We start from the raw sequence: 19,522 nt of genomic DNA on the forward strand, positions 1-19,522 counted from the left end.
ACACGATTCTGGGTGATTTGAAACAGCGACGCTCAACCCAAACTAATGATCTCGACTCATCAGATAATCTGCAATCTCCATCAGTCTGGAAGGGTCCGGTAACTCCGCTCTGCCGAGTGCATCTTTCGCAGATTGCGTAAGGGACTTCACCTCTTGAAGGGAGGCATCCATACCAATAAAATAAGGGTATGTGACCTTTTGCTGATTCACATCACTTTGCGTCTTCTTGCCCATTTTCTGCTCGTCACCCGTCAGGTCCAGAATATCGTCCTGAATCTGGAAAGCCAGCCCCAGGTCTCTACCAAATACGCGCAGCGCCTCCAACTGTCCTTCTGTCGCACCACCAATACGAGCACCTGCAATGAGGGAAAACACAATTAAATCTCCGGTCTTGTGCAGATGAATATATTGCAGTTGAGCAAGATCGGTCATACCCTGCTCGCCTTCCATATCAGCCACTTGTCCGCCAACCATGCCTCTTGCTCCAGCCAGTTCGGATAATTCCTCCACAATGGACAATAATGCATCTGCTGACACACCGCTGCGACGACCTGACTGAACGATACTGTAAAAAGCATGCGTTAACAGTGCATCGCCAGCCAATATAGCTGTCGCTTCACCAAATACTTTGTGATTCGTTAACTTTCCCCTGCGATAGTCGTCATTATCCATGGCAGGCAGGTCATCGTGGATCAACGAATACGTATGAACCATCTCCACGGCGCAGGCTACCGGCAATGCAGCTGTACGCTGTGCACCGAAGGCTTCCGCCGCAGCAACGACCAGAAGTGGACGAAGGCGTTTGCCCCCGGCCATAAGTGAATACTGCATCGCGTCAACCAGTGACTGAGGTACATCCCAGTGAACTGGAAGAGTTTGCTTCAACTCTCCCATCACTTCAGCTGTGACTTCCTCAAGATACGTTGCAAACGAAGGACGATTACTCATTGACTTCACCGCTTTCGTCGACGGCAGTGCCGAACGGTTTCTTGCGAAGTTCTCCATCCTCTTCTACGATCATCTCGATCTTACGTTCCACTTGTTCCAGCTTCAAACCACAAAGTTGGGAAAGCTTCATTCCGCGCTGAAACAAATCGATGGCCTGTTCCAATGGAACATCACCATGTTCAAGCTGACCTACGATGTCTTCCAATGCCGCCATTGCCTCTTCAAAATTCAATTCCGGTTCATTCGCCATGGGTATTGTCGTCCTCCTTCATTCCCCAAACCTGACAGTCCAGCTGTCCGTCTGTTAATTTAATCTTTATCGAATCTCCAGGCTGTACATCCTTCATCGATTTGATCAATCGTTGCTCCTGTTCGTCATATACAAGGCTGTATCCGCGTGACATGACTTTGAGCGGGCTAAGCGCATCCAGATGCCGCACAGATGATTTCCACTGTTGCTGCTTCGCTCTCGTAATGGATCGGATTGCAACCTCCAGTTGACGCCGGGCTGATGCATTCTCCCGTCTTGCTGCATTCACCTGTTCACGAGGATTAAATCGCTGCAGCGCTGCACGCAAACGCTCCTGTTTCTCAGTTGTCCATTTCACACGAGTATCTACAGTTCGCAGAAGACGCTGTTGCAGCATATCCAGTCGCTCCGTATGTTGCATTAAGGTGCGTCTGGGATGCACAAGTACAGGTGATCGTTGCAATCTGGCCAGTCGTTCCCGATTATGAACAGCACGCTGACGTAAACTGTGCTGCAGCTGACGCTGGCGCTGCGCGATCTGATCAAGTAGCTCAGCTCGATTGGGTACAGCCAGTTCGGCAGCAGCCGTAGGCGTTGCCGCACGCAGATCAGCGGCAAAATCAGCAATTGTAAAATCCGTTTCATGCCCAACCGCTGAAATCACAGGAATGGCCGAACCCACAATCGCTCTTGCCACGATCTCCTCATTGAAAGCCCACAACTCCTCCAGTGATCCTCCGCCTCGTCCGACAATCAGCACATCGGCTTCGCCCATTCGGTTCAAATTGTTGATAGCCTTCACAATGGAAGGAGCCGCACCTTTACCTTGAACGAGTACAGGATATAGAATCACTTGGGCAGAAGGATATCTGCGTTGCAATGTAATCATGATATCCCTTACCGCTGCACCTGTAGGTGAAGTGACCACACCAATCGTCTGTGGAAAACGGGGAATCTGCCTTTTCCGTGATGTAGAGAACAGCCCCTCGTCCTCCAGCTTTTTCTTCAGCTGCTCATATGCCAAATACAGACTTCCAATACCATCCGGTTGCATATGTGTGGCGTAGAACTGATATTGTCCATCCCGCTCATACACCGAGACATTACCACGAGCAATAACCCTTGCACCCTCCTTCGGTACAAAGGGCAATCGTTGATTATGGGAAGCAAACATAATGGACTTAATCCGGCTGTCCTTGTCCTTCAATGTGAAATACATATGACCGCTGGAGTGATGTGTAAAATTGGAAATCTCTCCGCGCAGCCATACATCCGACAGTACCTGATCCGATTCCAGCTTCATCCGGATGTATCGGTTCAGGTCTTTGATGGAGTAGATCTTTTGATCTGCCACAGATTCGACCTAGGCCAATCCGTGAGCGCGTTTGGCAGCGATCAGTGTATTTTGCATCAACATGGTAATCGTCATTGGGCCGACGCCTCCAGGAACGGGTGTAATTGGACCAGATACCGTCTTCACACTTTCGAAATCCACATCCCCTGCCAGTTTGCCGTTATCCAGACGGTTCATCCCAACATCAATTACAACGGCACCCGGTTTGACGAAATCGGCATCCACAAAGTTTGCACGTCCAATGGCAACCACAAGAATGTCTGCCTGACGCGTGATCTCTTTCATATTCGCTGTACGGGAATGACACATCGTTACCGTTGCATTTTCACGTTGAAGCAGCAAGGATACCGGTTTGCCAACAATGTTGCTGCGCCCGATGACTACGGCATGTTTTCCCGACATTTCTAGCCCCGTACGCTTGATCAGTTCGATCACGCCCGCAGGGGTGCATGGCAACAGACTATCGTCACCAATGACGAGATTACCTACGTTAACCGGATGGAATCCGTCCACATCCTTGTCCACGGCAATCGCGTCGATAACCGCTTTCTCTTCGATATGCTTCGGTAATGGGAGCTGAACCAAAATGCCGTTAATAGATTCCTGTTTGTTCAGCTTGTCCACCAGAGCGAGCAGATCCTCTTGGGACGTGCTTGCATCCAGACGATGAACTTCGGAATAGAAACCGAGGTCGTGACATGCTTTTTCTTTGTTACGCACATATACTTGGGATGCCGGATCTTCCCCGACGAGCACAACAGCCAGACCAGGTACTACCCCCTGTTCGCTAAGCTGTTTTACTTCTGTCGTCATGCTTGCGCGGATCTCTTGGGATACTTCTTTACCGTTAATAATAGATGCTGTCACTGTACTCTCTCTCCCTTATGTGAACATATATTTAGAGGTTGTTCAAAAATTCCGCTTTTGATTACGAAGGATGCCTATCGGCTTCATCAGCATCGAATATGGAATTCAGCCGAAATAAGCGGATGCTTGCGAAGTATGTTTCCTTCGGAAACATTGTAGTTGCTCACGTAGTTTTCCCTACGCTCCGCTACTCCATTTCTAGCTTTATCCCATCTTCTCGGTACTGAAAACCGGTCTTTTTGAACACGCACTTATAGTTAATTGTAACTTAAGACAGTTTTGCTTTGATGGTGCTGACTTCCTGAATCATGCGCCCAAGTACGCCGTTAACGAACTTACCGGATTCATCTGTACCAAAATACTTGGACAATTCAATCGCTTCATTGACGGATACTTTTGCTGGTATATCATCACGGAACACCATCTCATACGTTGAAAGCCGTAGAATCTGGCGGTCTACGCGCGATAGACGGCTAATCTGCCAGCCTTTCAAATAATCGACGAGTAATCCGTCAATCGCTTCTTTATTATTCCATGCGCCCTGTACCATTTCGGTCACGTAGGTACGCATTACATCTGCATCATGAATAACCACATCGGTTTCATTGTCTTCAGCGGCTTCATTGATCAACATATTCACAGCTTCAGCTGCGCCCACTTCATTCATTTCCATCTGATACAAACTTTGTACTGCAATTTCCCTTGCCAAACGTCTTTTCATGTCCTGCCTCCTGCAGCGCTCCTCTGGAGCGTCATCATGCTTATTTTAAAATATAAAATCTTTGATGGAATCAGAGATCTTATTATATTGTTATCCCTTTTCACAAAAAAACCTGCAATCGTTTCCTCCAAAAAACGGGCAACCTAAACTACAGCTCTATTTTCGGAAGAAACATATTGCAGGGTTCAGGTGGCTCACTTAAAGGGACGCCAGCGATCCCCGAGCCATTGCCCCCATTCCCTCCAGGGAATGAACGAGCCCATCTTCGAGTCGCTTCGTCTGCCTAACGTATAACCGATGAACACCAAGAGTGCAAAGAACAACATATCCCAAAAACCGATCCATACATAAAGAAATCCAAAAAAGATGCCGCCGACAATTCCGATAATTCGGCCTCTGTGACTATCCCAAATCTCTCTCCACAGCATCAGTGAAATTCACCTCATTCCACTCGACTCTTGTAGTTAGGTGACTGGGTAACGTTGGCAATATACACGGTGACAAAAGAAACCGGGATACCCGTAATCTCCTGTACATGATCATGTATTGCCTTCTGCAGATCGGCTGTCAGCGTCGGGATTGGCGTCTCGCCATCCACTACTGCACGGATCATAATCTCCAGTCCGGATTCAACCACACGAATACGAGCTTTGACATCACGTACTCCCCGGAAACGGGAAGTTGCTTTGAGACAGAGATTTTCAATCGTTTCCATCGAAATCTGCACATCACCATACTCAGTACGCTGATCTACAGACGGCAATGAAGCACGATCACGCCGAACCGAGATGTAGAAAAATCGCAAACTCAGGATAAACAAAATCGCTGCGGCAACAACTGCCGCAATAATGACGTTTTGTTCCTGCTGGTAATTCAATTCGTAAGGCAGCAGACCACTGATAAGAAGTATGACTGCTGCCGATATTGCTCCAACGCTTATGCTGTATATAAACAACAGAAGCCGATCCAGTATTTTAGCCACGAACTGCACAGCCTCCCTTGCTCACTAACATTGCTTAACCTGCCCATTGGCAATAGGATGATCCTCAGGTGCAAGCTTCCGCTTTTTATGAAGACCTGTCCAAGACGGGATAACCCCCGACAGTGATGCCGGGGGAATCTGTCTTCTTTTATTTTACGCGCTGACTGTTCAGGTCGATTTCTTCCACTTTCTCGGTGCTCTTGAACTGGACGTCATGAATGTGCACATTAACTTCATTCACATTCAATCCTGTCATGTTCTCGATAGAGCGCTTCACGTTCTGTTGAATTTCGGTAGCCACCTGTGGCAGACGGTAACCATATTCAATAATAACGGAAACATCCACAGCAGCTTCACGCTGACCTACTTCAACCTTAACGCCTTTGGAAAGGTTTTTGCGACCAAGCAATTCAGCAAATCCACCAGCGAATCCGCCGCTCATGCCTGCAACACCTTTCACTTCAACTGTAGCCAGTCCAGCGATCACTTCAATAACTTCAGGTGCGATCTGGATTTCACCGATATCCGTTCGTTCAAATTCTGTCGGCAGTGTACTCATAACTGTTCAACACACCTTTCGCGAAATAAGTTTGCGGCCATCCGTCAGGGCGCTGGTGCTCAGGCCAATCTGGCCTTCAGAACCCTTCCGGTCCGGCTTTACCGGAACTCCTGCAACCTTCATCCGCGTACGTGCGGCTTATCCTCTGCAGGAGACATGCGCTCTTATTATTACATACTATATCATTTGGGCTACATTATGACAAACAAGCCCAATATACCTTTTAAATCTCATTTTCCTCAAGAAATTTGATATCAAAGTCACCACGAACAAACGTTGGATGCTCCAGCAATTTCTGATGAAAAGGAATCGTTGTGGAAATGCCTTCAATCGCAAATTCAGCCAATGCACGCTTCATCTTCGCGATAGCCTCTTCCCGGTTTGCTCCCCACACGATCAATTTGGCAATCATGGAGTCGTAATAAGGAGAGATCGTGTATCCCGGATAAGCTGCACTATCCACACGTACACCCGGTCCTCCTGGTGCAAGGTAGAAACCAATTTTGCCTGGTGACGGCATAAAGTTACGATCCGGATCTTCGGCGTTGATACGGCATTCAATGGACCAACCATTGATCACAACATCTTCCTGACGGAAAGAAAGCGGATTGCCTTCAGCTACCGAGATCATTTCACGGATTAAATCCACACCTGTAACCATTTCCGTTACAGGGTGTTCAACCTGAATACGTGTATTCATTTCCATGAAATAGAATTCACCGTTAGGGCTGAGCAAGAACTCAAGTGTACCTGCTCCCGAGTAATTCACGGCAAGCGCTGCCCGTACTGCGGCTTCTCCCATCAATGTACGCACATCTTCAGAGATAATTGGACAAGGTGCTTCTTCCACCAGCTTTTGACGCCGACGCTGAACGGAACAATCGCGCTCACCCAGATGCACTGCATTTCCATGTTTGTCTGCAATGATCTGAATCTCCACGTGCTTCATGCCTGTCAGGAATTTCTCCAGATATACTCCGGCATTGCCGAAAGCTTTCTGTGCTTCTTGCTGGGCAGCTGTAATTTGCTTGATCAGCGTCTCTTCATCTTCAGCAATACGAATCCCTTTACCTCCACCACCAGCGGTAGCTTTGATAATGACAGGATATCCAATATCTCTAGCAATCATAATGGCTTCATCCATATTTTCAACCAAACCGTCGGATCCCGGAATTACAGGTACACCTGCATCCTTCATCGTTTGTTTGGCGACAGCCTTATCACCCATTTTCGTAATGGCTTCCGGAGAAGGGCCAATGAACGTAATATTGCAGGAACCACAGATTTCTGCAAAATCAGCGTTCTCTGCCAGGAATCCATATCCTGGGTGGATCGCATCACATTCCGTCAGTGTAGCTACACTCATCAGGTTTGTGAAGTTTAGATAACTGTCTTTCGAAAGTGTAGGCCCGATACAATACGCTTCATCTGCGAGACGAACATGCAGGGAGTCTTTATCCGCTTCCGAATAGACTGCTACCGTCGAAATGCCGATTTCACGACAGGCACGAATAATACGTACCGCAATTTCGCCACGGTTCGCAATCAATATTTTTTGAAATTTCATTTCGTTATTGTCCTCCTTCGAAGCTCATGCAGTTGCCGTTATGCGGCTATAACCGTTATTCCGGTTTCACCAGGAACAGGGGTTGTCCATACTCAACCAGCTGCCCATTCTCAACCAGCACTTCAACGATTTCTCCCTTGATATCAGCATCAAGCTCGTTCATCAGCTTCATCGCCTCAATGATACATACCGTTGTTTTCTCAACAACTTTATCACCAGCGCTTACAAAAGGACCCACTTCCGGCGAGGAAGCTCTGTAAAAAGTACCCACCATCGGAGATACAATTTTATGTAAATGACTTGTAGTATCGACTTGCGGAGCAGCCTCAGCTACAACTGCAGCTGGTTGCACCTGTGGTGCAGCAATCATTTGCGGTTGAATAGCAGCTGCCTGAACATACTCGGGTTTACCCGGTTTGCGAATCGACAACCGTGATCCTTCGTTTTCAATTTCCAACTCTTGAACGGAACTTTCATCTACCAGTTTGATCAGCTCTTTGATCTCACTCAATTTAAACATTTCCATTGTTCACTCCTTCGGCATCATGCCAGTCTCACTAGGACGGTCATATGGCTTTATGTATTATATCATAATCGTTAAAAATGGAAAGAGCCCGAGATCTGATCCAACTCTCGGGGCTACTTTTCCTATTTTGGATTACTGTTCTGTCACGTATTGTACGCTGATTTTATTTTGCGATACAGCCAATTCTTTCATGACCAGATCCACAATGGAAACCGCCTGTTTTACATCCAGTTTGTCACTGAGAACAACAACTTTATACTTGTCGGCATCCTCTTGAACGATGGCATTGGCGAACTGCTGCGACAGCGTCTCTTCAATGCCATTGATTTTGGCTTCTTTTTCTTCCAGCGTACGAAGCTGCTCAGTTGCTTTGGCATTTTCTTCTGGCGTTTTGCTCAGATCGCCCGCAACGGTCATGAGTTCTTCATACTTGCGATTGTTGCTCTCCTCACGCTGCCACTGGTAGTTCTGGAACTGGCTGCTCGCAGACGCCGCCGTATTCTGCTCCTCCATCTCCTTGAGGACGTCCTCATCGGTTTTCGTGGCACTGCCTTCTGTTCCAGCATTTGTCTCAGGAGTGGTTGCTGCGCCTTTGTCTGTCCCTTTCTCGCTGCCTTTACCCGCTTCACCTTGTTTCTCTCCCGATTCCGCAGCCGGTGATTTCTCGGTGTCTCCAGCTTCTTTGCCGTCTACAACCGCAGGATTATCAACCGATTCAGTTGCCGTTTGCTCTCCTTCAGTCCCTGTAACTTCGCCGCTATTGACCACTTCATTCACAACCAAACCTTCTGTCGGATCAAGGATTCCAGCCGTTTCCTTTGCTTCTCCCTGCTTCATACCATCCACCTGCGTACTGTCCGCTACAGGTGTATTAACAGGACCGGAATCTTCAGTGAACAGGTAATACGCGGACAAAATGACCATCAGACTCAGCATGGATACGAGCCATACCGTTTGACGTTTGTTATTCATTAGAACTTCCTCCTCGAATTGGCTTCATTCTTATGACAATTAATTCTTGTGATTCATGGTTCCGGACTAATCCTGCTTGCGCGGAACAACCGAAATTCGGTATGCCGCAACATTCAGTCCTTTTTCCACAGCATCTGTAATCAGGTTCTTCACAACCTTGTTCTCTGCACCTCTGGCAACAACAAGCACGCCCCGGATCTGCGGTTTGAGCTTTTTCGTGACAATTGGTGTCTGATCCCCTGATATTTCATACGTAATAATCTCACCATCCCGGGTATATTGCGTCATATGTCGCTTGCCCCCGTTTGCATCCGTTTCTTCGGTGAGCTGTTGCGAATCCTTCACATTACGCTGTACAACAAGCTCCTCTGTAGAATCCACGGTAACCATCACATCAACAGTTCCTACACCTACGATATTTTCCAGCACACCCTTGATCTTGTCCTCAAATGCGATCTCTATCGCCTGAAATGGATTCTGATCCGTTGGATCCGTCTGTATGGATGCCATGGATGTAGCTGGATCAGGAGGCTCGCGACCGATATTTTCGGAATCAATCTTTTTGACATTGACGAAGGAGTTGAACAGCATAATTCCCACTCCGATCAAACCAAGGATAATAAGCAAGCGAAAAGTTTGACTGCGCCGTTGCCCACCTTCTCCTCCGCCGAGCCAGCTTTCCATCTTTTTGAGCCATTGCCTCATCGGATACCCTCCTTCTTACAGCGCCGAAGCGCTTTTCTTTTCTTTCACCTGTACTTTGTTTGCATCAATATCCCACTTTTCTGTCAATAGCGTAATAATTTGTACTACTCGTTCAGATCGGGAGGACGTCTGTCCTTGCTGAGAGGTTGACTCCGCCTGCTCACCCGAAACAGGTGTGGAGTCAGCTTCCTGTCCATTTTGCGGCTCGCCAGAGTCTCCGTTACCCACGCTACTTTCACGATTACTGCCGTTGTTCACCTCGATCTGTACATCCGGGACCTCAATCTGACCAATCTGGATTGGCTCCTGTACTGGAGGTGATTCAGTGGCTTCGGATTCCGGGTCAGAGTCGAATATCGGTTTTGTAGTTGCCGTTGCTTCCTGTTGACCTGTATTAGAGTTGACTTTCCCGGCTGTTGTCTCACCCGCCATCTCCACCAAAACATACTGGATTACGGGAAGTTCCACCGAGGAGGCCAAATCCGTCTCCGGCTTGGTTGTATCCATGGCGAGCTTTACCTCAACAGACTGCACTTGCTCCCCGGTTGTTTCTTCAATTTGCCCTTTCATTACGTTAGCCAGTTCTTTGGCTGTCCATTGCAGCGATTGTTCCTGTTCATTGGATTGCAGCCGCCTGCCCTGAGCCAAAATCTGTTCAAGTGTTGCATTTCCATCGGATGGCGAATCCATGGCGGTCATTGCTCGCTTGAGCTCGCCAACCGGATCACTTTTCAAGAGTTTCGTTATGGGCGATAACAGGGTCAGCAGGATAAGAAGGCTCAGCACAAGCTTGACATAGCGTTCCATGGATCGATTGGGCAACAGCATATCCACGAAAGTCGCCAGCAGAACGATCATGATCAATTCTCGGAGCCAGCTGCTCAGCCACCCCATCCTTTCAGCCCCTTTCTCTCGAGCATCCCCTCATCTCATCATGACGGTCAGATTGCCTGCGGTTAGCAGGATCGTGATTGCCAGAAAAAACATCAGTCCAACGGCCGCCAGTGCCGCAAATACGTAAATCATGCTTTTGCCTATCGCCTGCAGACATCCTACAATCGGCGTATCCCCTAGCGGTTGCATGATCGCGCCAGTTATGTTGTAGATCAGGGCTAGCGTCAGAATTTTAAGTGCAGGAAACGCGCATAAAAACAAGATGATGATGACACCCGTTAGTCCGATTGCATTTTTCACCAGCAGTGACGCTGTGATGACCGTGTCGGTTGCATCCGCAAACGTTCTGCCGACAATGGGGACAAAGTTGCCTGCGATGTACTTCGCCGCTTTTAGACTGACACCATCTGCCACGGAGCCAGATGCCCCCTGCACCGAAATTACGCCCAGGAACATCGTAAGCAGTATACCGAGCAGAGCCACACTAATGTTCCGTAACAGGTCTGCCAGCTGTGTAAGCTTGTACTTGTCGGACAAGGAGCTGACGAGATGTAATACGGCTGAGAAAAAGAGTAGCGGGAACACCAGCATGTGAATCAATGTACCGACCAGATGAATCATGAAAATGATAAGCGGATGGGTCACAGAAACGGTAATGACATTTCCCATTGAAGCCAGCAGTGTAAACAACAGGGGCACCATGGCCATCATAAAGTTGATCATGCTCGCTATGGCATCCTTGGCGTATCCAATCGCCACACTGAAGCTGTTTATGGCGATGATGATAATGACCATGTAACAGATGGAGTAAGCGATTTTGCTAATATTGTTTTTCTCAAAAGCGGTCTGCAATGTCTCCAGAATCATGCTTAGCACACTTAGCATCACAATCGTGACCAGAAGTTTGCCGTTATATAAAATTTCATGCAGCATGAAGGTTCCAATCGCTATAAACACCGACTTCAGGCTGAACCCTTCATTGCCGGGCATTAACATATCCATAAAGGAAGGCGTTTTTCCTTCCGGGAAAAAACCGCCGTATTGTTGCATAAGTTGGTCCCAATATTTTTCTACCTGATCCTTGGGAAGCTGGTCAGCCTGCTGCTGCATCCACTCTCCCGAGGGAGAACCAGCGGCGACCTGTCCCATGATCGCAAACAGAAAACACAGCGTCAGCACGAAGGTAAGGCGCCACTGCGGCTTGTGATGCATCATTTTCATATGAAGTCCGCACGCCTCCCTCTACACCGGCATCAGCTTCATGACGGTTTCGATAATAATGCTGATGATCGGTATCGCGAGTACAAGGATCAGCACCTTGCCAGCAAGTTCAATTTTGGAAGCAATGCTCTCCTGGCCTGCATCCCTGACAATCTGTGCTCCGAATTCAGCAATGTACGCTATGCCTATAATTTTCAGTACGGTTTTCAGATAAATGCTCTCCATGCCTGAATTCTCGGCAAGCCGTTTCAACACTTCGATCACCGCACCAATCTTGCCAATCAGCAGCATGAAAATCACGATGCCGGTAGCAGCAGCAATCAGAAAAGCGAACATGGGCTTCTGTTCTTTGATAACTAGAATGAGAACCGTTGCGATGAGCGCCAGACCTACAACTTGGATAATTTCCACAGGTCACCACCATCCCGGCTTCATGACCGTTTTCATTGAAAAAGAAATATCGATTTGATCTCTTGCAGCAGGCTGTCCAGCATACGGACCACCATGAACAATACAACGACAAATCCGATCACGGTCACCCAGTGAGCCATATCTTCCTTTCCCATTTGTTTCAGCACCGTATGAATCATTGCAATGATGATTCCGATGCCCGCAATTTGAAAGATTGCGTTCACTTCTAAATTCATGACCTTGGCACCTCACTATCCCGGCTATTTCAGAAGATCAGAATGACGATTAACGCTCCGACAAGCATCCCGAGACTGCGGCACATTCGTTCATATTTCATTTGATCGGCTTGGGCACGGGATTCCTCATGCATGAGTTGCTGAATGGCTAACGAGATGTGCTTGGTCTGATCCTGACGATCGCTGGTGCCAAGGCTGAAGCTCAATTGCAGCATGACTTCCCGCTCGTCCGCCTTCATGGCTGATCTTCCCCACGCCTCTTCTATACCAGACTGAAGACTCTCACGAGCAGTGTGTCCATGAGGTGGTTCCATCTGCTTGGCTGCGTGGAGGAACAGCGTCCGAACAGGCTCTTTTGTCTGGGCTCCCATTTTCCCCATGGCATCAGGCAACGGGGTCAGCCCGTAGTTAATCTCTGTCATTAACCGCTGGAGAGCGGCGATTAATTCTCGCAGTTGTCGTGGCCTCAAGGCATACTGCCTTGCCTTGTAGAATCCGGCGAGGGTACTAGCCAACAGAATGATGACGGCACCGAGCATGTTAACCAAATGCCTCACCTCCCACTTCCGTCTGCTGGAGACCACGCATTTTGCCATCGGCCAATCGAAAGCTCATGCCCCGGCTCGTCCGTTGCAGCTGTACATATCGCTGGAACATCTGCTCAACGATCAGGGTCCTTAGCGCAGGTCTGGAAGAAAGCTCAGCCAGATCACGACCATGTGCAGTAGCGATGACAGATACACCTGCGTGAAGTGCTTCCATCACCGCCTCCGCATCTTCCGGACGGCCTATCTCGTCCACGATCAGAACATCGGGAGACATGGAGCGAAGCATCATCATCATGCCCTCAGCCTTTGGACAACCATCCATGACATCGGTACGAGGTCCCACGTCAAATCCAGGTACACCCTTGTAACTTCCAGCGATTTCGGACCGCTCATCAACGATGCCAACCTTTAGACGTGGACGTATGCCCTGAACAAGATCATTGACACCCGTAAGTTTGGTTCCACTGCTAATCTGTCTTGCCAGATCCCTCAGTAATGTGGTCTTGCCTTGCTGCGGAGGTGAAAGAATTAAGGTGTGCATGACCTGTCCACTTTTCATGTCCAGCAGATAAGGCAGAATCCGATCAGCGACTCCGTGAATCTCTCGGGCTACCCTGACATTAAACCCATTGATGTCGCGCAGGTATTCGACGCGGCCTCCACTTAACACCGTCCGGCCAGCCAGTCCGATCCGGTGCCCGCCAGGAATGGTGATGAACCCTTTACGCAGTTCCTCTTCCAATGTATAAAGCGAATGATTGCTGATCAGATCCAGCAGCCTGTGTGTTACCTCTTTTAAGGGAATATAGGCTTCATCAGGCTTCGAAGTCGGACTGCCCTGGGGTGTGAGGAAGTGATAGGTATCTCCTGCATTGATTTCCAGTGGTCTTCCTTCACGGATACGTACTTCCTCCACTTTATCTAATAAAGCGGACGGCATTCTTCCCAGAATGGTTCGAATCGGTTCCGGAAAGAGATCCTTCCAGTTCACCATCATGAATAGGCCCCTCCAACCTTGAATTCGGTATTGTTGCGTTCCTGGTGCTTGTTCATATCTCAAGTTTATGTGTGTACATTGATTTTATGACGCTGAAATCTATCATTTTCTTCAAAATAGGGAGGAGAGTTAAAAATCATAGATCAGCCTACTGTTCTAGTTCTAGGCACCCGTCTAGATCCAAGTGCATATAGTGCTTGCAGACAGGTGATATTCATTCCGGGATAAAAAAGGACAGAACCACCTATCCCCAAATACAGAAAGGAGTTGTGGGGGAGTGCGAGTCGATGTGGTAGGCAATGTGAATGAAGTTCGAAGAATGGATATTGCAGGCCGATGTGTGGTTGTAATCGATGTGTTGCGAACGACCAGTACAATTGTTACGGCACTGGCATACGATGCAGCGGACGTGATTGCTGTAGAAACTGTACCTCAAGCGAAACAATTGAACGTGAAGGATGCCATTCGTGGCGGGGAGCGTTTTGATAAAAAGGTTACAGGATTCGAGGTGGGCAATTCCCCCTATGAATATATGACTCCGAATATTGCGGGTAAAACCATTATCCTGACTACGACAGATGGTACACGTGCCCTGATCAAGGCCTCCAAGGCCAGACATGTGTTCGCAGGCTCATTTCTTAATGTGAAAGCTGTGGCGGCTGTTCTGTGCGAGATGCGCCGGGATATCTTATTGTTATGTGCCGGGGATCAGGATGAGTTCGCGCTGGAAGATGGTTTATGTGCAGGCAGCATTATCGAGGAGTTGTACCGACAATCCCCTTTCCCAATCATGCTGAATGATCTGGGCCTGGCGCTCCATCAGGCTGCCGCTCATGCCGAGGACAAATTATCCGATCTGGTTAGAGTATCCGCCGGTGGCCGAAGGCTGGAAAGGCTAGGGAGGCTGCATGACGTAACGTATTGTACCCAATTGAACTTGCTGGACTGCGTTCCGGAGATGGGTGAAGGTAACCGGATGCAACCATTCAGAGGAACGCGTAAGGAACGGCTGTTTAAATTACTGTGAACAACCTAAAAAGGTGTACTGCGATCCCGGATGGGAATACACAGTACACCTTTGGTGTGTCTTTACAATTTTACTGTTTTTATCTGCGAACTTGCGGTCCGCCAATTACGGCCTGCTCAGCGGTATCCAGATCATACGCTGTATGCAGCGCCTTGATTACGTCATGAAGCTTCTCTCCGTCAATAACACAGGATACCTTGATCTCAGAAGTGCTGACCATCTTAATGCTAACGCCTTCGCCCGAGATGACTTTGAACATCTTCGCAGCAACGCCCGGATGGCTAACCATTCCTGCGCCAACGATCGAGACTTTAACAAGGTTTTCTTCAGAAGTAACTTCACGGTAAGGCAGGCGGCTATGAAGGGCTTCAATGACACGCAGTGCGTTCTCCCGATCAGACAGCGCAACAGAGAACGAGAAGTCTGCTTTACCGTCCATCACACCGCTCTGAACGATAATGTCGACATCCAGCTGTTCTGATGCAAGGGCACCAAATACTTCAGCGAGAACCCCCGGTACGTCAGGTACACCCAGAATACTGATGCGAGCCACATTTTTGTCATAGGCAATTCCACTAACTACCACGCCTTGTTCCATTGTTGCTTCCTCCTTCACAACCGTTCCTTCATTATGGTTAAAGCTGGATCTTACAATCAAAGGCACACCGGAATGCTTCGCGTATTCAACTGCACGCGGATGCAATACCGCTGCTCCCAGGTTGGCCAGTTCCAGCATCTCGTCGTACGAAATTTCCTTAAGCTTGCGTGCAACTTTCACGATTCGTGGATCGGTGGAATAGATACCGTCTACATCCGTGTAAATCTCGCAAGCGTCAGCCTTAATGGCTGCTGCCAAGGCTACTGCAGTTGTATCAGATCCGCCGCGGCCAAGCGTCGTAATCTCGCCTTCTTCCGTCATTCCCTGGAAGCCAGCAACGATTACAATGTTGCCTTCTGCCAATGCCTGATTCACCCGTTCCGGATGAATATCGTTAATTCGCGCTTTGCCGTGTACCGGCTCTGTCCGGAATCCCGCTTGCCAGCCTGTAAATGAAACGGCTTTGCGTCCCAGCGCCTGAATCGCCATGGATAACAATGAAATCGAGATCTGTTCTCCCGTAGTCAACAGCATATCCATCTCACGAGCAGGGAGTTCACTGTTCAGCTGTTTCGCCTGATCAATCAAATCATCCGTGGTATCCCCCATGGCCGAAACCACGACTACACACTGATGTCCTTCATCCGCTTTTTCTACAACACGTCCGGCCACACGCTTCATGCGCTCTGTATCTCCGACCGAGCTGCCCCCAAATTTCATGACGTACAATGACAACGCAAATCCACTCCCTACCTTGTGCAGTATGCATAATTGATATCCACCGTCATTATTCTCTCCGAAAAATGACTTTAACCCAGTATATTACGAAAGCGTCTGATAGGCTAATCTTTTTTCGAAAAAACCCTTTGCCAGAGAAATGGCAAAGGGTTGAATTAACGCTTTATTTAGCTTACATCATGTAAACGTTACGCGCGGGAAGAGTATTTACCTTCACGAGTATCGATCAGCAGAACATCGCCTTCGTTGATGAACAATGGCACTTGTACATTCAAGCCTGTTTCCACTTTTGCGTTTTTGGTAGCGCCTTGTGCCGTGTTACCTTTTACGCTTGGCTCTGTTTCGATAACTTTCAACTCAACGCTTGTAGGCAAGTCGATTCCGAGGATTTCACCTTGGTAGCTAACGATCTTAACGTTCATGTTTTCTTTGAGGAAGTTCAATTCCCACTCCAGTTGGTCGCTTGTCAGTGTGAACTGATCATATGTTTCGTTGTCCATGAACGTGTGCTCTGTACCACTTGCATACAGGTAGGACACGCCACGGTTTTCGATGATGGCACGGCCAATAGTTTCACCTGCACGGAATGTTTTCTCAACTGTGTTACCGTTGCGCAGGTTTTTCAGTTTGGAACGTACGAAGGCAGCGCCTTTACCTGGTTTAACATGTTGGAAATCAAGAACGGTATAGATGTCGTTATCTACTTGTACGGTCAAGCCTGTTTTAAAATCGTTTACTGAAATCACAAAAAATCCCTCCTGATATGGTTGAAAAGTAGGTGATATAAGACGATGCGTTAATTTAAGTTTGAACAAGTCAAACCGTCATATTACACAGACCACTACGATGGCAGAACAACCTTCCGATCGCTGTTATCCCCAGATTTCTTTTTGATCCCTATCCTAATAGGGAGAAATCCGGGGATAAAGGCGAGCGTTTCACTTCTTCAGGTTTTTTCTGCCCTCTCCGTTATTGTGTAATTCCAAGTTTACTTCATTCAAAAGCATAAATTAAAAATCGTCTTATATCACCGTTGGCTGTAATTTAGCCGATTACGGTGAACTTCTTGTCCGAATTCGTCAAAATGTGAATACCTGTCTCGGTAATCACCACGTCATCCTCGATACGCACGCCGCCAAGGCCGTCAATGTAGATACCCGGTTCAACGGTTACCACCATGCCCGGTTTCAATACATCGTCGCTAAGCTTGGACAAACGAGGAGCCTCATGGACTTCCATACCCAGGCCGTGGCCTGTGCTGTGTCCGAATTGCTCTCCGTATCCGTGGCCTGCAATGATATCACGTGCCAATGCATCTGCTTCCCGTCCGGTCATGCCCGGTTTCAGGTTCGCCAGCGTATGTAACTGGGCTTCCAGTACGATATCGTAAATTTTACGCAGTTCAGGTACAGGTGTGCCCGTTGCGATGGTACGTGTCAGATCTGAACAGTATCCATCCAAAAGCGCACCAAAGTCAAATGTAATTAACTCATTTTGTCCGATGACTTTGCCACTTGCTACACCATGAGGCATAGCAGAACGTTCACCCGATGCAACGATGGTATCGAACGAAGAGGAAGTTGCTCCATGTTTGCGCATGAAAAACTCCATCTCCAAATCCACTTCACGTTCAGTCATACCCGATTTTGCGAATTGCAAAACGTGACTGAATGTTGCATCTGCCAGATCTGCAGCTCTTTGCATTACAGCGATCTCATCTTCGTCCTTGAACATACGAAGTTGCTCCACTATACCGGATACAGCTTTCAATTCAATAGACTGAAGTGCCTCAGCATAAGCAGTATGCGTGCCATAAGTGACATGATCCTGCTCAAAGCCAACCTGTTTGATATTCGCCGATGCAAGCAATTCACGTACGGATTCCAACGGTTTTGGTCCATGTTCTACAACGGTAAACCCTTTGGCTTGTTGCGGTGCCTGTGTCATGTAACGGAAATCGGTAAGCAAATAAGCTTCCTGTTCCGTAATCAGCACGTATCCTGCTGAACCTGTAAAGCCCGTCATGTAACGACGGTTAATCGGATTTGTAATCAGCATAGCCGTGAGTTCATGTTTATGCATGGCCTCACGCAACTTATTTACTCGTTTGTTTTCCATCGGTAACCCTTCTTTCTCTCACATTCCCGGGTCCCCGGCTCAGGTTTGTTTGTCCAGATGACGCACGAGAGCCAGCAGCCCCAGTTCATAGCTTACTTCGCCAAATCCGGCAATCTGCCCGATTGTTTCTGCAGCAATTACGGAATGATGTCTGAACGCTTCGCGTGCATGAATGTTGGATAGATGTACTTCTACTGTAGGAACTTTTACGGCATTGATGGCATCACGCACAGCATAGCTGTAATGGGTCAGCGCTCCGGCATTCAGCATGATTCCGTCTGCATCGCCCATCGCTGCATGAATTCGATCAATGATGTCCCCTTCGTGATTGGATTGATAAAAAGCGATGGAGACGCCCAGCTCCTCCGCCTGTCTGCGAATTTTGTCCTCAATATCCTTCAGACTAAGCGTTCCATAGATGCCGGGTTCACGTACACCGAGCATGTTCAGGTTCGGGCCATTGATTACAACAATCCGTTTCATAGCTGCTCCACCCTTTCTGCAAATAACCATCTGCTATTTTAACACAGCCATTGCCGGATTGAGAAGCTTTTTTGCGGCTATGCTCCCGCTTGCTCTGGCTCTCGTTTCCGTTCATCCGTGAACTCCATGGCTATGGTGTAGCCAATAAACAGTCCCCACAGCAAAAAGAAACAAAATTCTGTGATGATTGAATCCCAGGTTAAGCGGTTTAAGGGCTTCACCATATCCAGTTTTGGACCTACCAGGACAAAGATAATGAGCCACCAAAAAATTCCGTAACCCATGCCTGGAAGCGGCCCTTTCCATTTTTTCATAGTAAACGTGTAAATCAGAGAGGCAAGGACCGAAAAGACAATAAAAAACAGCCACCCGGTCAAATGTCCTGCTGCAGTATAGATAAAATTGTGCTTGAAAAACGGTTCAGCCAAAAATCCCAATGGCACAATCGTAAAATGAAGCAGATAGAACAGCCAATGCAAACCTCCCCAGATAAAACCTGCGAAAAAACCTAGCTCCACTGCAAATGGGAACGGTTTGGTGAAATAATGTGCCTGGCCTTGCCGCTGGGTAGGACGTCTCCCCCGGTCCTTTTGCTCTCCTTTGTCTGCACGCTGATTTTTATGGGATGTGCGTTCACCCGTGTACTCTGTCATCGCCATTCTCCTTCACGTTCAGTTTGCAAAACTGCGAATAAATCTCCATTTTCGTCCTAACTCTACCGGGTAGTATGTACAAATCAGGACAAAGTTAACAACATCGCCCTTGGATCGACTGGTAAACTAGAAATTGCTCTCAAAATT

24 protein-coding genes are annotated in these 19,522 nt (G+C 48.0%); 1 reads left to right on the top strand and 23 read right to left on the bottom strand.

The window, feature by feature from the left end:
- Window positions 1–42 precede the first annotated feature (42 nt).
- The 18 genes from ACFVQB_RS16960 to spoIIIAA all read right to left on the bottom strand — a co-directional run bounded on the left by ACFVQB_RS16960 (window position 43) and on the right by spoIIIAA (window position 13,758).
- On the bottom strand, window positions 43–948 hold the full coding sequence (locus ACFVQB_RS16960; protein ID WP_379441185.1) for a polyprenyl synthetase family protein: 906 nt from the start codon (window positions 946–948) through the stop codon (window positions 43–45).
- The gene (xseB, locus tag ACFVQB_RS16965) at window positions 941–1,198 is read right to left on the bottom strand and encodes an exodeoxyribonuclease VII small subunit (RefSeq protein ID WP_024630990.1); all 258 of its coding nucleotides are present in this window, start codon (window positions 1,196–1,198) and stop codon (window positions 941–943) included. Before xseB ends, ACFVQB_RS16960 begins: the two co-directional genes overlap by 8 nt.
- Window positions 1,188–2,552, bottom strand: a complete 1,365-nt coding sequence (gene xseA, locus ACFVQB_RS16970; RefSeq protein ID WP_379441189.1) for an exodeoxyribonuclease VII large subunit — start codon at window positions 2,550–2,552, stop codon at window positions 1,188–1,190. The genes xseB and xseA overlap by 11 nt, the downstream gene beginning before the upstream one ends.
- A gap of 9 nt (window positions 2,553–2,561) precedes the next feature.
- Entirely contained in the window at window positions 2,562–3,419 is an 858-nt protein-coding gene (gene folD / locus ACFVQB_RS16975; protein WP_053784414.1) for a bifunctional methylenetetrahydrofolate dehydrogenase/methenyltetrahydrofolate cyclohydrolase FolD, read from the bottom strand.
- Between the two features lie 268 nt (window positions 3,420–3,687).
- Window positions 3,688–4,140, bottom strand: coding sequence for a transcription antitermination factor NusB (nusB, locus tag ACFVQB_RS16980; RefSeq protein ID WP_379441193.1), 453 nt, complete (start codon window positions 4,138–4,140; stop codon window positions 3,688–3,690).
- Between the two features lie 194 nt (window positions 4,141–4,334).
- Window positions 4,335–4,568: a DUF2273 domain-containing protein gene (locus ACFVQB_RS16985; RefSeq protein ID WP_379441196.1), complete on the bottom strand. Its 234-nt coding sequence runs from the start codon at window positions 4,566–4,568 to the stop codon at window positions 4,335–4,337.
- A gap of 14 nt (window positions 4,569–4,582) precedes the next feature.
- Entirely contained in the window at window positions 4,583–5,122 is a 540-nt protein-coding gene (gene amaP / locus ACFVQB_RS16990; protein WP_379441198.1) for an alkaline shock response membrane anchor protein AmaP, read from the bottom strand.
- 148 nt (window positions 5,123–5,270) lie between these two features.
- The gene (locus ACFVQB_RS16995; RefSeq protein WP_024630996.1) at window positions 5,271–5,681 is read right to left on the bottom strand and encodes an Asp23/Gls24 family envelope stress response protein; all 411 of its coding nucleotides are present in this window, start codon (window positions 5,679–5,681) and stop codon (window positions 5,271–5,273) included.
- 223 nt (window positions 5,682–5,904) lie between these two features.
- Entirely contained in the window at window positions 5,905–7,248 is a 1,344-nt protein-coding gene (gene accC, locus ACFVQB_RS17000) for an acetyl-CoA carboxylase biotin carboxylase subunit (protein WP_379441200.1), read from the bottom strand.
- 55 nt (window positions 7,249–7,303) lie between these two features.
- The gene (gene accB, locus ACFVQB_RS17005) at window positions 7,304–7,768 is read right to left on the bottom strand and encodes an acetyl-CoA carboxylase biotin carboxyl carrier protein (protein WP_379441411.1); all 465 of its coding nucleotides are present in this window, start codon (window positions 7,766–7,768) and stop codon (window positions 7,304–7,306) included.
- 138 nt (window positions 7,769–7,906) lie between these two features.
- Window positions 7,907–8,746, bottom strand: coding sequence for a SpoIIIAH-like family protein (locus ACFVQB_RS17010; protein WP_379441202.1), 840 nt, complete (start codon window positions 8,744–8,746; stop codon window positions 7,907–7,909).
- Between the two features lie 66 nt (window positions 8,747–8,812).
- The gene (gene spoIIIAG, locus ACFVQB_RS17015; RefSeq protein WP_379441205.1) at window positions 8,813–9,451 is read right to left on the bottom strand and encodes a stage III sporulation protein AG; all 639 of its coding nucleotides are present in this window, start codon (window positions 9,449–9,451) and stop codon (window positions 8,813–8,815) included.
- A 15-nt stretch (window positions 9,452–9,466) separates the two neighbouring features.
- A complete protein-coding gene (gene spoIIIAF / locus ACFVQB_RS17020; RefSeq protein WP_379441208.1) occupies window positions 9,467–10,345 on the bottom strand; it encodes a stage III sporulation protein AF in 879 nt (292 codons plus the stop codon).
- A 30-nt stretch (window positions 10,346–10,375) separates the two neighbouring features.
- A complete protein-coding gene (spoIIIAE, locus tag ACFVQB_RS17025; protein ID WP_379441210.1) occupies window positions 10,376–11,566 on the bottom strand; it encodes a stage III sporulation protein AE in 1,191 nt (396 codons plus the stop codon).
- A gap of 21 nt (window positions 11,567–11,587) precedes the next feature.
- The gene (gene spoIIIAD / locus ACFVQB_RS17030) at window positions 11,588–11,977 is read right to left on the bottom strand and encodes a stage III sporulation protein AD (RefSeq protein WP_017687586.1); all 390 of its coding nucleotides are present in this window, start codon (window positions 11,975–11,977) and stop codon (window positions 11,588–11,590) included.
- A gap of 32 nt (window positions 11,978–12,009) precedes the next feature.
- Entirely contained in the window at window positions 12,010–12,213 is a 204-nt protein-coding gene (gene spoIIIAC / locus ACFVQB_RS17035) for a stage III sporulation protein AC (protein ID WP_017687585.1), read from the bottom strand.
- Between the two features lie 29 nt (window positions 12,214–12,242).
- On the bottom strand, window positions 12,243–12,761 hold the full coding sequence (gene spoIIIAB / locus ACFVQB_RS17040; protein WP_090900804.1) for a stage III sporulation protein SpoIIIAB: 519 nt from the start codon (window positions 12,759–12,761) through the stop codon (window positions 12,243–12,245).
- Window positions 12,754–13,758 carry a stage III sporulation protein AA gene (spoIIIAA, locus tag ACFVQB_RS17045; RefSeq protein ID WP_379441213.1) on the bottom strand — a complete coding sequence of 335 codons (1,005 nt, stop codon included), beginning with the start codon at window positions 13,756–13,758 and terminating at the stop codon, window positions 12,754–12,756. Before spoIIIAA ends, spoIIIAB begins: the two co-directional genes overlap by 8 nt.
- A 277-nt stretch (window positions 13,759–14,035) precedes the next feature.
- On the opposite strand from spoIIIAA, the gene ACFVQB_RS17050 reads away from it, so the two are divergent.
- A complete protein-coding gene (locus ACFVQB_RS17050) occupies window positions 14,036–14,785 on the top strand; it encodes a 2-phosphosulfolactate phosphatase (protein ID WP_379441215.1) in 750 nt (249 codons plus the stop codon).
- Window positions 14,786–14,864: 79 nt separating this feature from the next.
- On the opposite strand, the gene ACFVQB_RS17055 is transcribed toward ACFVQB_RS17050, so the two are convergent.
- The 5 genes from ACFVQB_RS17055 to ACFVQB_RS17075 form a co-directional block, all read right to left on the bottom strand.
- On the bottom strand, window positions 14,865–16,118 hold the full coding sequence (locus ACFVQB_RS17055) for an aspartate kinase (RefSeq protein ID WP_379441217.1): 1,254 nt from the start codon (window positions 16,116–16,118) through the stop codon (window positions 14,865–14,867).
- Between the two features lie 191 nt (window positions 16,119–16,309).
- Window positions 16,310–16,867: an elongation factor P gene (gene efp, locus ACFVQB_RS17060; RefSeq protein ID WP_024631007.1), complete on the bottom strand. Its 558-nt coding sequence runs from the start codon at window positions 16,865–16,867 to the stop codon at window positions 16,310–16,312.
- Window positions 16,868–17,165: 298 nt separating this feature from the next.
- Window positions 17,166–18,239 carry a M24 family metallopeptidase gene (locus tag ACFVQB_RS17065; RefSeq protein ID WP_379441222.1) on the bottom strand — a complete coding sequence of 358 codons (1,074 nt, stop codon included), beginning with the start codon at window positions 18,237–18,239 and terminating at the stop codon, window positions 17,166–17,168.
- 39 nt (window positions 18,240–18,278) lie between these two features.
- A complete protein-coding gene (aroQ, locus tag ACFVQB_RS17070) occupies window positions 18,279–18,722 on the bottom strand; it encodes a type II 3-dehydroquinate dehydratase (protein ID WP_076291868.1) in 444 nt (147 codons plus the stop codon).
- Between the two features lie 77 nt (window positions 18,723–18,799).
- Window positions 18,800–19,375: a YqhR family membrane protein gene (locus tag ACFVQB_RS17075; protein ID WP_379441225.1), complete on the bottom strand. Its 576-nt coding sequence runs from the start codon at window positions 19,373–19,375 to the stop codon at window positions 18,800–18,802.
- Window positions 19,376–19,522: the final 147 nt, after the last annotated feature.

It is taken from the genome of Paenibacillus sp. NPDC057886, from assembly GCF_042796655.1.
Classification (GTDB): Bacteria; Bacillota; Bacilli; order Paenibacillales; family Paenibacillaceae; genus Paenibacillus.

Bases quoted from the DNA above. Each gene is read 5' to 3' on its own strand.
- spoIIIAC (WP_017687585.1), bottom strand. From the start codon at position 12,213: ATGAATTTAGAAGTGAACGCAATCTTTCAAATTGCGGGCATCGGAATC.
- accB (WP_379441411.1), bottom strand. From the start codon at position 7,768: ATGTTTAAATTGAGTGAGATCAAAGAGCTGATCAAACTGGTAGATGAA.
- ACFVQB_RS16995 (WP_024630996.1), bottom strand. From the start codon at position 5,681: ATGAGTACACTGCCGACAGAATTTGAACGAACGGATATCGGTGAAATC.
- nusB (WP_379441193.1), bottom strand. From the start codon at position 4,140: ATGAAAAGACGTTTGGCAAGGGAAATTGCAGTACAAAGTTTGTATCAG.
- spoIIIAE (WP_379441210.1), bottom strand. From the start codon at position 11,566: ATGAAAATGATGCATCACAAGCCGCAGTGGCGCCTTACCTTCGTGCTG.
- ACFVQB_RS17010 (WP_379441202.1), bottom strand. From the start codon at position 8,746: ATGAATAACAAACGTCAAACGGTATGGCTCGTATCCATGCTGAGTCTG.
- ACFVQB_RS16985 (WP_379441196.1), bottom strand. From the start codon at position 4,568: ATGCTGTGGAGAGAGATTTGGGATAGTCACAGAGGCCGAATTATCGGA.
- spoIIIAF (WP_379441208.1), bottom strand. From the start codon at position 10,345: ATGGGGTGGCTGAGCAGCTGGCTCCGAGAATTGATCATGATCGTTCTG.
- ACFVQB_RS17075 (WP_379441225.1), bottom strand. From the start codon at position 19,375: ATGACAGAGTACACGGGTGAACGCACATCCCATAAAAATCAGCGTGCA.
- spoIIIAG (WP_379441205.1), bottom strand. From the start codon at position 9,451: ATGAGGCAATGGCTCAAAAAGATGGAAAGCTGGCTCGGCGGAGGAGAA.
- spoIIIAA (WP_379441213.1), bottom strand. From the start codon at position 13,758: ATGATGGTGAACTGGAAGGATCTCTTTCCGGAACCGATTCGAACCATT.
- xseB (WP_024630990.1), bottom strand. From the start codon at position 1,198: ATGGCGAATGAACCGGAATTGAATTTTGAAGAGGCAATGGCGGCATTG.
- ACFVQB_RS16960 (WP_379441185.1), bottom strand. From the start codon at position 948: ATGAGTAATCGTCCTTCGTTTGCAACGTATCTTGAGGAAGTCACAGCT.
- accC (WP_379441200.1), bottom strand. From the start codon at position 7,248: ATGAAATTTCAAAAAATATTGATTGCGAACCGTGGCGAAATTGCGGTA.
- ACFVQB_RS17065 (WP_379441222.1), bottom strand. From the start codon at position 18,239: ATGGAAAACAAACGAGTAAATAAGTTGCGTGAGGCCATGCATAAACAT.
- aroQ (WP_076291868.1), bottom strand. From the start codon at position 18,722: ATGAAACGGATTGTTGTAATCAATGGCCCGAACCTGAACATGCTCGGT.